19 protein-coding genes are annotated in these 15,277 nt (G+C 37.0%); all 19 read left to right on the top strand.

Annotation, left to right across the window (positions count from 1 at the left end; genetic code table 11):
* Window positions 1-19 precede the first annotated feature (19 nt).
* Window positions 20-883 (top strand): protein kinase family protein, encoded by an 864-nt coding sequence (locus tag PBAT_RS07695; RefSeq protein WP_068648215.1) that lies wholly within the window; start codon window positions 20-22, stop codon window positions 881-883.
* Window positions 884-924: 41 nt separating this feature from the next.
* A complete protein-coding gene (locus PBAT_RS07690; RefSeq protein WP_338045638.1) occupies window positions 925-1,449 on the top strand; it encodes a YfiT family bacillithiol transferase in 525 nt (174 codons plus the stop codon).
* Between the two features lie 44 nt (window positions 1,450-1,493).
* Window positions 1,494-1,862, top strand: coding sequence for a MerR family transcriptional regulator (locus PBAT_RS07685; protein ID WP_068648213.1), 369 nt, complete (start codon window positions 1,494-1,496; stop codon window positions 1,860-1,862).
* 47 nt (window positions 1,863-1,909) lie between these two features.
* On the top strand, window positions 1,910-2,788 hold the full coding sequence (locus tag PBAT_RS25190; RefSeq protein ID WP_068648211.1) for an alpha/beta fold hydrolase: 879 nt from the start codon (window positions 1,910-1,912) through the stop codon (window positions 2,786-2,788).
* Window positions 2,789-2,800: 12 nt separating this feature from the next.
* Complete coding sequence (locus PBAT_RS25185; protein WP_068648209.1) at window positions 2,801-3,319, top strand: shikimate kinase; 519 nt, start codon at window positions 2,801-2,803, stop codon at window positions 3,317-3,319.
* A 112-nt stretch (window positions 3,320-3,431) separates the two neighbouring features.
* Window positions 3,432-3,725: a hypothetical protein gene (locus PBAT_RS07670; protein ID WP_068648208.1), complete on the top strand. Its 294-nt coding sequence runs from the start codon at window positions 3,432-3,434 to the stop codon at window positions 3,723-3,725.
* Window positions 3,726-3,751: 26 nt separating this feature from the next.
* The gene (locus PBAT_RS07665; RefSeq protein ID WP_068648206.1) at window positions 3,752-4,240 is read left to right on the top strand and encodes an HIT family protein; all 489 of its coding nucleotides are present in this window, start codon (window positions 3,752-3,754) and stop codon (window positions 4,238-4,240) included.
* 299 nt (window positions 4,241-4,539) lie between these two features.
* On the top strand, window positions 4,540-5,076 hold the full coding sequence (locus tag PBAT_RS07660) for a GNAT family N-acetyltransferase (RefSeq protein ID WP_068648204.1): 537 nt from the start codon (window positions 4,540-4,542) through the stop codon (window positions 5,074-5,076).
* 284 nt (window positions 5,077-5,360) lie between these two features.
* Window positions 5,361-5,606: a hypothetical protein gene (locus tag PBAT_RS07655; protein WP_068648202.1), complete on the top strand. Its 246-nt coding sequence runs from the start codon at window positions 5,361-5,363 to the stop codon at window positions 5,604-5,606.
* Window positions 5,607-5,638: 32 nt separating this feature from the next.
* Window positions 5,639-6,076, top strand: a complete 438-nt coding sequence (locus PBAT_RS07650) for a GNAT family N-acetyltransferase (RefSeq protein WP_068648200.1) — start codon at window positions 5,639-5,641, stop codon at window positions 6,074-6,076.
* 7 nt (window positions 6,077-6,083) lie between these two features.
* Complete coding sequence (locus tag PBAT_RS07645; RefSeq protein WP_068648340.1) at window positions 6,084-6,587, top strand: GNAT family N-acetyltransferase; 504 nt, start codon at window positions 6,084-6,086, stop codon at window positions 6,585-6,587.
* 82 nt (window positions 6,588-6,669) lie between these two features.
* Window positions 6,670-7,665 (top strand): LacI family DNA-binding transcriptional regulator, encoded by a 996-nt coding sequence (locus tag PBAT_RS07640; protein WP_068648198.1) that lies wholly within the window; start codon window positions 6,670-6,672, stop codon window positions 7,663-7,665.
* A gap of 184 nt (window positions 7,666-7,849) precedes the next feature.
* Entirely contained in the window at window positions 7,850-9,070 is a 1,221-nt protein-coding gene (locus tag PBAT_RS07635; RefSeq protein WP_068648196.1) for an MFS transporter, read from the top strand.
* A 42-nt stretch (window positions 9,071-9,112) separates the two neighbouring features.
* Window positions 9,113-10,579, top strand: coding sequence for a glycoside hydrolase family 32 protein (locus tag PBAT_RS07630; RefSeq protein ID WP_169810092.1), 1,467 nt, complete (start codon window positions 9,113-9,115; stop codon window positions 10,577-10,579).
* 5 nt (window positions 10,580-10,584) lie between these two features.
* Window positions 10,585-11,616, top strand: coding sequence for a carbohydrate kinase family protein (locus PBAT_RS07625; protein WP_084402889.1), 1,032 nt, complete (start codon window positions 10,585-10,587; stop codon window positions 11,614-11,616).
* 332 nt (window positions 11,617-11,948) lie between these two features.
* Complete coding sequence (locus PBAT_RS07620; RefSeq protein ID WP_068648192.1) at window positions 11,949-12,170, top strand: P-loop NTPase family protein; 222 nt, start codon at window positions 11,949-11,951, stop codon at window positions 12,168-12,170.
* 25 nt (window positions 12,171-12,195) lie between these two features.
* Window positions 12,196-12,903 (top strand): class I SAM-dependent methyltransferase, encoded by a 708-nt coding sequence (locus tag PBAT_RS07615; RefSeq protein WP_068648190.1) that lies wholly within the window; start codon window positions 12,196-12,198, stop codon window positions 12,901-12,903.
* A gap of 159 nt (window positions 12,904-13,062) precedes the next feature.
* Window positions 13,063-13,569 carry a hypothetical protein gene (locus tag PBAT_RS07610; RefSeq protein WP_068648187.1) on the top strand — a complete coding sequence of 169 codons (507 nt, stop codon included), beginning with the start codon at window positions 13,063-13,065 and terminating at the stop codon, window positions 13,567-13,569.
* 261 nt (window positions 13,570-13,830) lie between these two features.
* Window positions 13,831-15,204 (top strand): ABC transporter substrate-binding protein, encoded by a 1,374-nt coding sequence (locus PBAT_RS07605; protein ID WP_068648185.1) that lies wholly within the window; start codon window positions 13,831-13,833, stop codon window positions 15,202-15,204.
* Window positions 15,205-15,277: the final 73 nt, after the last annotated feature.

The following is a 15,277-nucleotide window of genomic DNA, read 5'->3' as shown; positions in this document are numbered from 1 at the left end:
CTCAACAGGGAGGAATGGCATGAGTCCTGTAACGATTGAATTAGACAATATATCTTTTCAATTACAACAAGAACATCGATTTGATTGGCTGGAAGGATTAGGGGCGGTGTTTACAGTCTTTGACCAACAAGACTCAGGAAATATATCATTCGGTATTATTAAGCAAGGAATTAAGAGATTTGTTAAATATGCAGGTGCTCAAACCCTTGAATATCATGGTGTTCCTCAAGATGCCATTGCAAATTTGAGGAGGGCAATCCCAATCTATGAAGATTTAAAGCATGACTATCTGATTACATTAGTTGAACATTTCGACACACAAGAAGGTTATGCTGCTGTTTTTGAATGGGTTGAAGGTGAAAGTTTACATCCACATTGGTCATTTCCTCCACCTGCTAAGTATGACAATCCCAATTCTCCGTATTATAGATATCGACAACTGCCCATTGATGTCAGATTATCATCATTGGATCGTATCTTTTTGTTTCATGTAAATGTAGAGAAGATGGGTTATGTTGCAGTTGATTTCTATGACGGCAGTATATTGTATGATTTTGATTCTGACATAACGAAGATTTGTGATATCGATTTATATCAAAACAGACCCTTTATTAATAAAATGGGAAGGCTCTGGGGGTCTTCAAGGTTTATGTCTCCTGAAGAGTTTGAATATGGCGCAGAGATTGATCATACAACGAATGTATTCACTATGGGAGCGGTAGCTTTTGCATTGGTTGGTGGAGAACTGGATAGATCGTTCACGAAGTGGGAGGCAGGTATTGCATTATTTAACATAGCAGTGAAAGCGATAGATCCGAACAGAAATCATAGATTCTCATCAATATCTGAATTTTATGAAGCTTGGAAGTATGCCCAAACTTGAGTGAGAGAACGCTATCTTTATTAAATAGGAGAGAACAAATAGTGGATCACTTGCGTTATCCTATGGGTCATTTTGAACCAAATCTCAACCCCTCTATTGAAGGGCGAAGAAACATCATATACCAGATTCCTGAGATTTCAACTACGCTTAGAAGACTTGTGAAAGACATCACCCCTGATCAACTTCAGATTCCTTATCGACCTGAGGGTTGGAATATTCAACAAATCGTACATCACTTAAGTGACAATGATATGAATCCTTACTTATGGTTTAAGAGGGCCTTAACAGAAGAAGAGCCATTAACTGACTCTTATCGTGAAGATTTATGGGCAGAATTAAGTGATTATAGGAACATGCCTGTCGAGCGCTCAATTTTACTTCTTGAAATACTCCATAAAGGGTTTCTGATTCTACTCAATGGTATGAACCCGGATGATTTTAGTAGAACATTAAGAACTCAAGCGCTAGGGAAAATCACAATAGATACTGCCCTTCAAAGGTTTGTGTGGCATAATCAACATCATTTCTCACAAATAAGATCATTAATCAACAGTAATGGATGGTGAGGTCTGGGCAAAGGCGTAAATAATTAACAGAAGGAGGCAACACATTGAAACAGTTTAATTATAGTGCTGTTATAAGTTCCTTAATCCTAGGGATTTCTATCGTGGTTGCAAGTTTAATTATTCAAAATGGTTCAAGTGATCATAAATCAAAGTTGATAATGGATTCCAATTTTGATAGATCGGATAGTGATTATAAACCGTTAATGAGTGTAACAGAAGCTGCAGAATATCTTGGTATTTCAGAATATAAGTTAAAGATGATTATTTCTTCAGAACAACAAACATTACAACAATTTGGTTCTTATAGTGGAAAAATGATGCCATATATTGAACTGGAAAATGAAATTTATATAAGTAAAGCTGGACTAACAGCATGGATTGAGGAAGCTACGTTGCAAAGGAAAGAATATTGAGTGGAAGGGATACGGGGAAAGCCATATTAAAGATTTGAGGTGTGTAAATGAGAGAACATACTATTTATAAAAGTGAAGAAGGTAAGAGAAAGATTCTGAAATATTATGAATCATACTTAAAATTGTTCGATGTTGATTTTCAAAGAGAATACGTTAATACACGATTTGGTCATTCACATACATTAGTGACAGGGCCTGTTGATGGGAAACCACTATTTATTCTTCAGGGAGGCAATTGTATCAATCCGATGACGCTATCCTGGTTCTCTTCCTTGTTAGGGCAGTATCGGATTTATGCACCGGACACAATTGGGCATCCTGGTTTCAGTGCAGAAACAAGAGTATCTCCCAAAGATGAAAGTCTTGCTTTATGGATTTCTGATATAATGGAACATTTTAAAGTTGAGAAAAGTGCTTTTATTGGTCCATCTTATGGCGGAGGTATCATACTAAGATTGGCAACTTTTATGCCTGAGAAAATTGCGTGCTCTGTTCTAGTGGTACCTTCTGGATTGCAATTAGGCTCAAAGATGAAAATGATACATAAAATATTGCTTCCGTTGATGCTATATAAGATGAATTCATCACAAGTACAGTTGCATAAAATTGCAGATGTGATGTCGTTTAACAGCATGAAAACGATAGATGAAAACATTATCGGGGAAATTTTCACACATGTTAAATTAGAGCAAGACATGCCTAAATTAACCGAAAAGAAAGAACTTGCGAATTATTCTGCTCCAACAATGCTCTTGGTAGGTAAAAAGGATATTTTCTTTCCAGCTATAAATGTGATGCGTGCGGCGGAAGCAATCTTTCCGAACTTAGTAACAACAATCACTTATGAAATGGGTCATTTCCCATCTCAAGAATTATTCAAGGAGATCAATAACGATATTAAAATGTTCCTTGATGTTAACTATTAAGCTGTTGGTAAAATGACGGTTGGACAAGAGTTGGAAAAAATAACGGAATTGAAACTCTTCCATAATCATATGACGATTGATTTGGTATCTCCTTTTTTTAGCTATGGGACTAAAGAAGGCAAAAGACTAGTTCATCTATTTCGGCAAGAAATATTTGAGGAAGTGTCCCGAAGTGATCTATATGGATTGATATTTACTTATGTGTGGGCATTTGATATACAAGCTGATTGGGACTATATCAATAAGATTAGTGATTTGTTTGAATCAAAAGGTGGGGTCGTGTACTTTTTTGAACTTGAAGCAAGGGTAGAAGAAAGACTTGAGCGTAACAAGACTCCACACAGATTAATGCATATGCCTACAAAAAGAAATATTGCGTGGTCTGAACATGATTTAATAAGCACAATGGAGAAGAATAGATTAAATTCAAATGACGGAGAAATTAATAAGGATAACTATATTAGAATTAATAATACAGGAGTGACTCCAGAAGAGGTTGCAATGATAATAAAGGTAAAGTTTCTATTATAACTAGTGCTTTCGAAAGAACAATAAATAGCTCATGGACAAATAAAGTATGGAGATCATATTTCTTGTGAATAGCGATAAAATACAGTGAATCAATGCTAGATTGGAGGACAAGGTGAAACTTAATAAAAGATTATTAATAGAATCATTCATAGTCTCTGCATTAATAATTCTATTTGGATTTGGCTGGATGATGGGTCAAGGAATGCTTATAACGATGAATTACGTGCCAGATATAATTAGCAGTTATGAAAAGGTAGATCATTTACAATCAAGCATCACTTTTGGAAATCATGATCAGTTCGGCTGGATTGAAACATCTTTCGGCTTCATTCTATTGGCTGTAGCTTATTATGGCATACGGATCTTGGTAAATCGATTATTGAGGAATGTTCGGAATAATGATTAATAGGAATACTTGAAGCGAGGTGAACTATGGTAGGACACATAACATTGGCGGACGGAAGAACAATTGAAGTGGATTGTTTGAGTTGTGCGTTAACGAGTGGTTTGATTACGCCAACAGGAGGAGTTATTTACGAGACAGATCATTTTCATGTTCATCAAGATGTTGCGTACCCCATAAGAGGATTGGTTATAGTGGCATCCAAGAGACATTTTTACGGAATGGATGAATTGAGTGTCGAAGAACAGATGGAATATATCTCATTAATACATAAAATCAGACATGAACAAAGAATTCTCCTCGGGATTGATCACGTTTATTATTTCTATAATGAAGATACAACACATCACTTTCATCTATGGATGGTTCCTAGATATGAATGGATGAAGGAATTTGGTAATTCAGTTGAATCATTAAGACCCGCTTTATTACACGCAAGAAATCATATGAATGACGAAGAGAATATGGAATCTGTATTGGAAGGTATAACAATTCTAAGAGACGGACTTCGAAATTAAGAAAATATTTTAATTTCACTTCATCTAACAGGGTAATTATGAATGAGCAAATATAATTAGTGTACCTTGGTTATAAAGTGATTGCTATTGACCTTCGGAGTTGGGGATTTAAGCATGTTTATTGTTGATATCCATGGAGATCACATGATCAAGTGAATGATAAAATGAATTATATAGAGGGTTTTTCTAAGTGTGCCGCACAAGGTTTAATAAAGTATCTTAACGCGATTTAACTGGTTAACCACGAGATGAATTCAAAGAAGTGAATAAATCCGATATTAAGACTGGGGGAATATGAAATGCAAGTAGAAACGGAAAGATTAATCATTCGTGATTTCCAGATGGAAGACTGGGTAGGTGTACATAGATATGCATCGAATCTCGAAGTAACTGAACATACGATCTGGGGACCGAATAGCGAAGCTGAGACCAAAACATATATTGAGCAGGAAATCAGAATTCAGCAAACGATTGACCGAACTGATTTTGAATTTGGAGTTATTTTGAAAGAGACGAATGAATTAATTGGTGGATGTGGCATTCATATGAATGAACATAATGCTGAATTAGGGTACTGTTTTAATCCTGCCTTTTGGAGGAATGGTTATGCCACAGAAGCAGCAAATGCTATGTTAATGTTTGGTTTTAAAACCTTCAAAGTGCATAGAATTTATGCGACATGTCGTCCCGGAAATATAGCGTCCGCGAATGTCATGAAAAGAATCGGAATGAAACAAGAAGGCCATCTAAGGGGACATATGTGGCACAAAGGGCAATTTCATGATTCTTATTTATTTTCAATATTGGAAGATGAATATGATCAAGGGAGGGGGTGACGTGGGAATAACTTAACATGATGTGGATCTATAATATTGAGTCATTATCCAAAAGCCATAAAGAAATTGCAAGATAAACAATTAAATTACAAAATAGTGAAAGACGCAGGCCATGCCATAAATCATGAACAATCAGAATTTGTAAATAAAGAAATAATAAGATATCTTGTAGGTTAGGGCGAAGTGACAGGAGTAAGAGCAGTTAAACGTCTTATTTATCGTCTTTCCTTGACTTCTAGTGTATTAACTCTATAATTTGACTACCACTACTAGGAGGAACACACATGTCTAAGGTTTATTCACGCAAGTATATTGAAACTGTAAAGCTTGAAATGGTGAGCAGATTGGGATTAAAGCAGGTGTATTTTAAGGAACAAATAGGTGAAAGTTTAATTTATGAAGCTGTTGGGTTTGATAGAGGGACACAACACCGATTTTGTGTTAGACCCAAAACAGGAACGATTGATGAATTTGTTTCAGGAAAATGGATGAAAGTAAGAAACTTTATTATTAATACTAAAATTATTTAATCTTTACGAGATACGATGTGGGGGTCATTCTCATGGAAGTATTATACAAAGAATACTTGATTTCAGACGATAAAGTCAGAATTAACAGGCAATTCGTACTAGAATACTTAGCTCATAGCTATTGGGCTAACCGGAGACCACCTGAACGAATATTGAAATCTATCGAATCTTCGCATTGTTATGGTGTTTATTATAATAACAACCAAATTGGTTTTGCAAGAATCGTCACGGATGGAGCAACCATGTTCTACCTGTGCGATGTGTTTGTATTGCAAGAATATCAAGGACAGGGTATTGGGAAGCGATTAGTCCAATTGATTACCAATTCTGAAGAGTATGAATGGATGACAGGTATATTAGGGACATTAGATGCTCATGGATTGTATGAACAATATGGATTTGAAAGAAATTCAGAACGATTCATGAGTAGGCCTCCACAGGGTATTGTTAAACATCGGGAGAACAGGTGAGTGTATGATGGAAAACGTAGAGGTTATTAGCGTATCAGAAGATCAGAAAACGATATTAAGACAGTTGTTAGAGTTGTATGAATATGATTTCAGTGAATTCAATCATGAAGATGTGAACGAATATGGATTGTATGGTTATACTTACTTGGACCACTACTGGACAGACGATACTAGGCATCCATTTTTCATTAAAGTTGAGGGTAAGTTTGCCGGTTTTATATTAGTTAATAGTTATTGTTACTTGGCGAAGGACAAGAACGCTAAATCGATCGCTGAATTCTTTGTTATGCGTAAGTATCGAAGAAAAGGAACAGGGAAAATAGCGATTAAAATGATTTTTGATCAATTCCAAGGTGAATGGGAAGTTCTTCAACATGAAAACAATATTATTTCTAAGTCATTCTGGTTAAATGTTATTGAAGAATATACTAGCGGTAAATACATAGTCAGTGATGTTAAGACACAAGAATGGGATGGCACGGGAATACTCTTTAATAACAGTGTGAGCTAACAGACGCGATCAGGATTACAAACATCAGTAACCATGCTAAAATATGTAGACATAGGATAAAGGCGTAGTCAGGGGAATGATGATGAAATCTAATATTAGTGATGTTGCAAAATTAGCGGGTGTGTCACCTACAACGGTATCGCGGGTCATGAATAATCGGGGATATATTAGTCAAGAAACGCGGGATAAGGTTGATAACGCGATGAAGGAACTTAACTATTTCCCCAATGATTTAGCGCGAGCTTTATTTAATAAACGTACAAATCTGATTGGGCTGATCGTACCAACGACGACCAATCCATTTTTTGGAGAGCTCTCCTTCCATATTGAGAACATCTGTACTTCCCTAGGGTATAAGGTATTACTTTGTAACAGCTTAAGTCAGATGGAAAAAGAACAAAGCTACGCAGATATGCTCATGCGAAATCAAGTGGATGGGATTATCGTAGGGGCGCATAATCGGGGTATCTCGAACTACAATCAACGCAATATTGCTGTAGTTGCCATTGATCGATATTTATCTAAGACCATTCCTGTTGTAGGCTCCGACAATTACACAGGTGGAACTTTGGCAACGGAACTATTGATCTCCAAAGGCTGCAAGAACATCATTCATATGAATGGTCCAGTTGAGTTAGAGACACCTGCAACTCTCAGAAGGAAAGCTTATGAGGATGTGATGGAGGGTCACGGTAGACAAGCGATTACGTATGAAGTTAGAGATCCATTTCGCCAACAGAATCATTATGAAGTCATTGATCGACTATTCGATGAATGCCCGAATGTAGATGGACTATTTGCTAGTAATGATCTTGTTGCTGCTTCTTTTATAGCTGAAGCTAGGAAACGTGGGAAGGATATACCGAATGATATCAAGGTGGTTGGTTATGATGGGACGGAGACGTGTCAGATCTTATTACCTGAACTGACAACGATAAGACAGCCCATTGCTCTAATTGCTAAAACAGCGGTAGAACTGCTCATTAAAGAGATTGAAGGCGAGTATCATGATTTACCTCTAGAAACTTACTTACCAGTAGAACTTATAGAAGGAAATACGACGGGAACCATCGCATAGCGATGGTTTTTTTGTTATCTAGAGACGATTGCTGTTGGTATAATACAAATACTTGGTACGATTATCCATTGTGAAACCGGTTGACATATGAAACCGGTTGACATAAAATAATGTTACAAAGTTGAAAGTGCTTTCAAGGCGATATTACGAAACGAATTCATGACATGAAAAGGGAGCCAACGAGATGACAACATCAAAAGTATTGTATTGGAAATTAAGTGCCTATTTTTTCTTTTTCTTTTTTACTTGGTCAGCTAGTTATTCTTTATTTTCTATTTGGTTAGGAACTGAACTTAATCTAAATGGAGCTACAGTAGGAGCTATCTTCTCTATAAATGCTATTTTTGCATTATGTATGCAACCGCTTTACGGATACATTTCTGACAAGATAGGCCTTAAGAAAAATATACTTTTCTTCATTAGTTTGCTTCTCGTGTTAGTAGGTCCATTTTACATTTATGTATACGGACCGTTACTGCAATATAACTGGGTACTAGGTGCTATTGTTGGAGGGCTCTATTTAGGAGTAGCGTTCTTAGCCGGTATTGGTGCCATCGAATCCTATATTGAAAAGGTTAGTCGTAAATATAATTTTGAATACGGAAAATCAAGAATGTGGGGCTCATTAGGATGGGCAGCGGCAACATTTTTCGCAGGACAGATCTTCAATGTGAATCCGAATATTAATTTCTGGGTTGCATCGGCGTCTGCAGTTATATTGGTCGGTATTATTGTATCTATTAAAATTGAAATGTCAGATACGGATGTTGAGCGAGCTAAATCGGTTAACTTAAAAAGTGTAGGTGAACTATTCTTACTCAAAGACTTCTGGTTCTTTATGTTATATGTACTTGGTGTAACTTGTGTATACTCCGTGTACGATCAACAATTTCCGATTTACTTCTCTTCGATGTTTGAGACAGCAGCGCAAGGAAATCAAGTATATGGTTACCTGAATTCGTTACAAGTATTTTTGGAAGCGGGAATGATGTTCTGTGCACCTTTTATTGTAAATAAACTTGGGGCTAAAAAGAGCCTGATTCTAGCGGGTTCATTAATGGCTTTCCGCATTATTGGCTCTGGTATGGTTGATGGTTCCATCGGTATATCTTCCATGAAAATGATTCACGCGCTTGAACTACCAATTATGTTGATTGCAGTATTCAAATACTTGGCTTCTAATTTTGATACTCGGTTATCATCGATACTTTATCTTGTTGGATTTCAATTTGCTACGCAGGTCGGAGCATCTATTCTATCGCCCATTGCAGGAGGTCTGTATGACTCTGCTGGATTCCGTAACACCTATCTTATCATGGGAGCCTTCGTTCTCTTCTTCACCATATTATCCATCTTCACATTAAAGAAAGACCCAATAGTTCAGGAAAAAGTACAAACGTTATAATTTTTTTAAAAAACATTCTAGGGGGAAAAACGAATGAACAACATAAATAACACACAACCTGCTAATGAATTTTTACTGAAAGCGAGTGAGAACGTCAATGAACGTTTCCGCTTTGGCTACCACATTATGGCGCCAGCGAATTGGATCAATGATCCGAACGGATTGATTCACTTTAAGGGCGAGTATCATGCTTTCTATCAACATCATCCCTATGATGAGAACTGGGGACCGATGCACTGGGGTCATGTGAAAAGTAAGGACCTCGTACATTGGGAACACTGCCCTATTGCTCTATCGCCAGGTGATGCTTGCGATGTGGATGGATGTTTCTCAGGAAGTGCGGTAGATAACAACGGCGAACTAACCTTGATATATACTGGACATCATTATATTGATCAAGCCCAAAACCTCTTCTTCCAGAATCAGAATATTGCGGTAAGTACGGATGGGATTCATTTTGAAAAAGTGGACCAAAATCCTGTCATTGCAGCTCCACCTGCGGACAGTTCACAGCATTTCCGTGATCCTAAGGTGTGGAAGCACAACGATACGTGGTATATGATTCTCGGCAATAGTACGAAGGAAGATATACCAAGAGTCATTCTTTATACTTCACCAGATTTACGTACATGGGAATATAAAGGTGTCTTAGATGAGAATGCCAATGATATGGGATTCATGTGGGAATGCCCGGATTTCTTTGAACTGGACGGATCCTTTGTATTCTTGTTCTCTCCCCAAGGATTAGAGTCTCAAGGCCATAAATATAACAATCTATTCCAGACGGGATATTATGTTGGAAGCTATGATTATGACACGAATCATTACGAGCACGGTGAATTTATAGAGCTTGATCATGGACATGATTTCTATGCTGTACAGACGCTTCTTGATGATCAAGGACGGAGAATTGCGATCGGTTGGATGGATATGTGGGAATCTGACATGCCGACGAAGGCAGATGGTTGGGCAGGAGCACTCACATTACCTCGCGTGTTGACCTTAAGTGAAGATCGTAAGGTGCTTATGAACCCAGTTGAAGAATTGAAATTGCTTCGTGAAACCGAACACCATGTGTGCGAAGATCAGCTAGTAAATAGAAGTCATTTCGTGAATGTAACGGAGCAGCTCCTTGAAGTGAAAGTGGTCTTTAATATGGAAAATACCAATGCAGAAGCAATTGGTCTAAAGATTCGTGGAGTGGGTGAGCAAGAGACGGTTATTCGCTACACACATGCAGATCGGAAATTAACTTTGGATTGTTCTAAGTCTGGTAAACCTGCTGATGGTATTCGAAATGCAGCACTTGACGCTAATGGACAACTTACATTGCACCTATTCCTAGACCGTTCTTCGATCGAGATATTCGCTAATGAAGGACATGTAACAATGTCGAGTCGGATCTATCCAACGGAAGTTCAATCAGGGATTGAGCTATTCGCGGAAAATGGTGAAGTGGAAATCGTAGAATGTACGTACTGGAATTTGAAAGACATTTGGAAAGCTTAATTTAGATGGCTACCATCGTAAGAAGTAAGGATAAGGGGGAGCTTAAGTTGGTTGAGGGATTGAAGAATCGTTGTGAACACCAACAGGTTCTTTGTATCGGTGAATTGTTAATAGACTTCTTTTGTAGTGATATAGGTGTGAATTTGGCTGAAGGATCACACTTTAACAAACAAGCCGGTGGTGCGCCTGCTAATGTTGCGGCCGCAATTTCTCGTCTCGGTGGTGTCGCTTCTTTTGCTGGTAAAGTGGGTAGCGATCCATTTGGTGATTTCTTAATCGAAACCTTAAATGAAGTGAGTGTAAATACGGATCTGATTGCTCGAGATACATCGATGCTGACAACGATGGCATTCGTATCGCTACAGAGCGATGGGGAACGTGACTTTATGTTCAATCGTGGTGCCGATGGTAATTTCACAGCCAATGATCTTCCACTTGATAAGCTACGTGAAGCAGCCATCGTTCATTTCGGTTCAGCTACAGCGATGTTAGGTGGAGCCTACTTAGATGCTTATTTTGAATTCATGGCAAAGGCACGCGCGCAGAAACAGTTTGTTTCTTTCGATCCGAACTACAGACACAGCCTATGGGCTTACAGAACGGAAGAATTCATTAATTTAGCTAAAAAGGGAGTGTCTCTTGCTGATTTTGTAAAAGTGAGCGAAGAAGAGTTACAACTCATTAGTGGCTATGAAGATCTTAACGAAGGTGTAATGGAGCTTCATCGTTTAGGAACGAAGGTTATTGCGGTTACGTTAGGCAAGAATGGAACGTTGATCTCGAATGGGTCTGACCAAGCTACGATACCAAGTATTTCTATTACATCGATCGATTCTACTGGGGCTGGCGATGCGTTCGTTGGTGCGGTTCTTGTACAACTCTCTCAAATCACTAATCAGGGCATTACGAACCTTACCTTCATAGATTGGAGAAAAATGATTCATTATGCGAATCAGGTGGGTGCGATCGTGTGTACAAAAGTAGGGGCTATTGCAGCTTTACCTACCTATGATGAAGTAATAAGATGGAATCAATAATAACTAAATTAATGTATGTAAATTAATGATAAATATATGGTAATTGTGTATAATTATTATGACAATAATGGAGATTCGATAACATCAGGTGTAGGTTGCTTGATGTTTTTTTGATAAGGGTGGAGTAGACTTGAATTTAGAGACAAGGTATAGGAATACTATTAATTACTGAAGGATTAAAGAGATGTAAAGAACTAGGGTTTGGTCTTGTATTCTTAATCCCCCGACAAATATCATTTCTTCCTTTTGTTATTACAAGTAAAAGTGTAATCGTAGGACAATCCATCCTCTCGGATAACATAATAAATCATCATCTAACAACGGAATTGAGTATGATTAAACGAATACATATATTTGGTGCTTCAGGCTCAGGAGCATCGACACTAGGTCGTGAATTGTCTGAATTACTTCCTCATACACTTCATGATGGTGATGATTTAAAGTCTCTCTTTGAAGTAGTTATTTTTCTATATGTCCCACAAGATAGTAGAGTAAATAGATTACAGGAAAGAGCGTTATTTCGATATGGAGATGATAGATTGATTTATTATTAAGTTAAAAAGAGCTTGAGGTGAAAGCATGAATAGGATAGCTCATATCCGTACAGAAGAAAAGAAATATCATGATCATTGTTTTGAACACTATACATTATTTGAACCTGGATCTTGGTTGCACAAACCAGTTAAGAGTGTAATAGACCTCTTAGAACATTTCAATGATAGACGAGATCTTAAAGTACTTGATTTGGGTTGCGGAATTGGTAGGAATAGCATCCCCATGGCAGAAATACTGAAGAATAGAAATGGAAGAATCGTTTGCGTTGACTTATTAGAATCAGCTATAGAAAAGTTAAATAACTATAGTAAGGAATATGGCGTTGAACAAGGTATTGAGACTGTTCTGTCTGAAATAGAACATTTCGATATAAAAGAAGCTGAGTATGACGTTATCATAGCTTTATCCGCATTAGAACACGTCAGTTCTGAAGAAGCACTAATAAGAAAGCTTCATGAAATGACTGTAGGGACCACATGCAATGGAATTAACTGCATTATTATTAATTCTAATATAAGAGAAGTAGTCAAAGAGTCCAATATAACTGGAACAATATATGGATCGGGTGCTGGCACTCAGTTAAACATGGGTCAGGCTTTGATGTATCTTGCCGCAGGCGATGTACTAACTTTACGGAACCATAGTTCTTCCGCAGCGGTTACACTTCAGACGTTGGCTGGGGGCACACACACGAACGTAAATGCTTCTGTTATTCTAAAATTGTTAAGTTAATGTTCTACATGTGAGACTATCTCAGACAACACGATTCGGCCCTAACTTGAGTTGTTCTAAGGCAGGGTCGTATCATCTTGTATACCAAGTTATTTGAAAGATGAATAACAAGCAATTAACTATGATATTGTGACTGATTAGTCGAGAGAGGGGCATGTTATGCTTACGAAATTGAAGAAGGAAGAATTAAAGTACGATAATCTCGCGTGGATTTGTATTATGCCAACGATACTAACCATTCAAGGGAAGAGTATGGAAATTAAAGCTGATGTATATCACCATCAATTAAATGATGGTCAAAAAGGGTTGTATATGTTCTATTCCTATCATAATCATACGAAATCAATCTTTGAATTTTATTGGTTTGCATTTTATTTCATGAGCGAAGTTAAATCGTGGATTGGTTTGAAGAAAGGAATGGGTTACTTTAAAGATCAAGCTATATCAGACATTTATGAAGAATTAGAGACTCTTATTGAAGAAAAGTACAAAAGAGATGATGGAACGTGGATTCAAGCATCGCCATCTGACATAGAGAAGGATAAAGAACTATTTGTCTCTGTTAATAAACTATATATTAGATATAACACACTGGTACCCCATACTATTAGGAATATGAATACATACATTCGTAATCATACGGAAGAATTTATTGAGTTTGAATGAATGTTTACGTAACTTACAACAAATAAATTAAATAGAGTGAAAAAGTACTTAAATGCATAGAATAATGGATGAGAAAATCAAATAAAAATACACTCTTGCGATTTAATAGTGCAATATGCTATTATAAACGCAAGCACTGGAAACGTTACCGATAACGCTACCGATTATTTTTGGAAAGCGTTATCATTTTTTCACCCCAGAATAGAGAACGTTTTCAATGTTTAATGGAAACAAATTTAAAGAAAAGAAGGGGAAACACAAATGAATAATAAGTTTAAGAAAATGTTAGGGCTCGTTTTAGTATCTACAATGGTTATTGGCTTAGTAACTGCATGTGGTAACAAATCAGAAAACTCTAATTCAGCATCAGGAAAAAGTGGAGAAATTTATTTCTTGAACTTTAAACCTGAAATTGCAGAGACATATGAAAAAATTGCAAAAGATTATGAAGCAGAAACAGGAGTTAAGGTTAAAGTTGTAACTGCTGCTGCAGGTACTTATGAAACAAAATTGAAATCAGAAATTGCAAAATCTGACGCACCTACCATTTTCCAAATGAATGGTCCTGTAGGATATGAATCTTGGAAGAATTATACGGCAGACTTGAAAGATACTAAATTGTATAGCTACTTGACAGATAAAAGCTTAGCTGTAACAAGCGGTGAAGGCGTCTATGGTATTCCTTATGTTGTAGAAGGATACGGTATCATTTATAACGAAGCTATTATGCAGAAATACTTTGCATTGGCAGACAAAGCAGTTACTATTTCATCTACTTCAGAAATCAACAACTTCGCTACGCTAAAAGCAGTAGTTGAAGATATGACAGCTAAGAAAGATCAATTGGAGATCAAAGGCGTATTCTCTTCCACTTCTTTAGCTGCTGGTGAGCAATGGAGATGGCAGACACACTTAGCAAACATTCCTTTGTACTATGAATTCAAAGATAATACGAAATTTGATAACACCGTATTAGCAGGTTTGGATTCTAAAGAAATTTCCTTTAAATACGGAGATAATTTCAAAAATATCTTTGATTTATATCTTAATAATTCTGCTACAAAGGGTGCACTTTTGGGTAGTAAAACAGTAACTGATTCTATGGCTGAATTCGCACTTGGTCAAACAGCAATGGTTCAGAATGGTAACTGGGGTTGGGGACAGATTAATGATGTTGCTGGAAACGTTGTAAAAGCTGAAGACATTAAATTTATGCCTATCTACACGGGTGTAGAGGGCGAAGAAACACAAGGTTTAGCTATCGGCACAGAGAACTACTTTGCAATCAACAGTAAAGTATCTGACGAGAAGCAAAAGGCATCTATAGCTTTCTTGGAATGGTTATTCTCCAGTGAAAAAGGTAAGAGTTACGTAACGAATGATCTTGGTTTCATCTCACCGTTCAATACATTTAAAGAGAATGAGAAACCAGCTGATCCACTAGCTAAAGAAGTATTAGCTTGGATGGAGAAGAAAGATATTCAATCCACACCTTGGACTTTTGCAGCTTTCCCTAGTGAAGAATTCAAGAATTACTTCGGTGATGCATTGTTAGAATATGCTCAAGGTAAAAAGACATGGGATGAAGTTACAACTATCGTTAAAGATACTTGGAAGTCTGAAAAGACAAAATAAAAATATTTACTAAGACTATTGATTAAAAGTTGTGCCACTGTATACCACTTGGGTACGCAGTGGCATAATATCA

It is taken from the genome of Paenibacillus antarcticus, from assembly GCF_001637225.1.
Lineage (GTDB): Bacteria > Bacillota > Bacilli > Paenibacillales > Paenibacillaceae > Paenibacillus_AQ > Paenibacillus_AQ antarcticus.
This window is presented reverse-complemented; position numbering and strand designations above follow the sequence as displayed.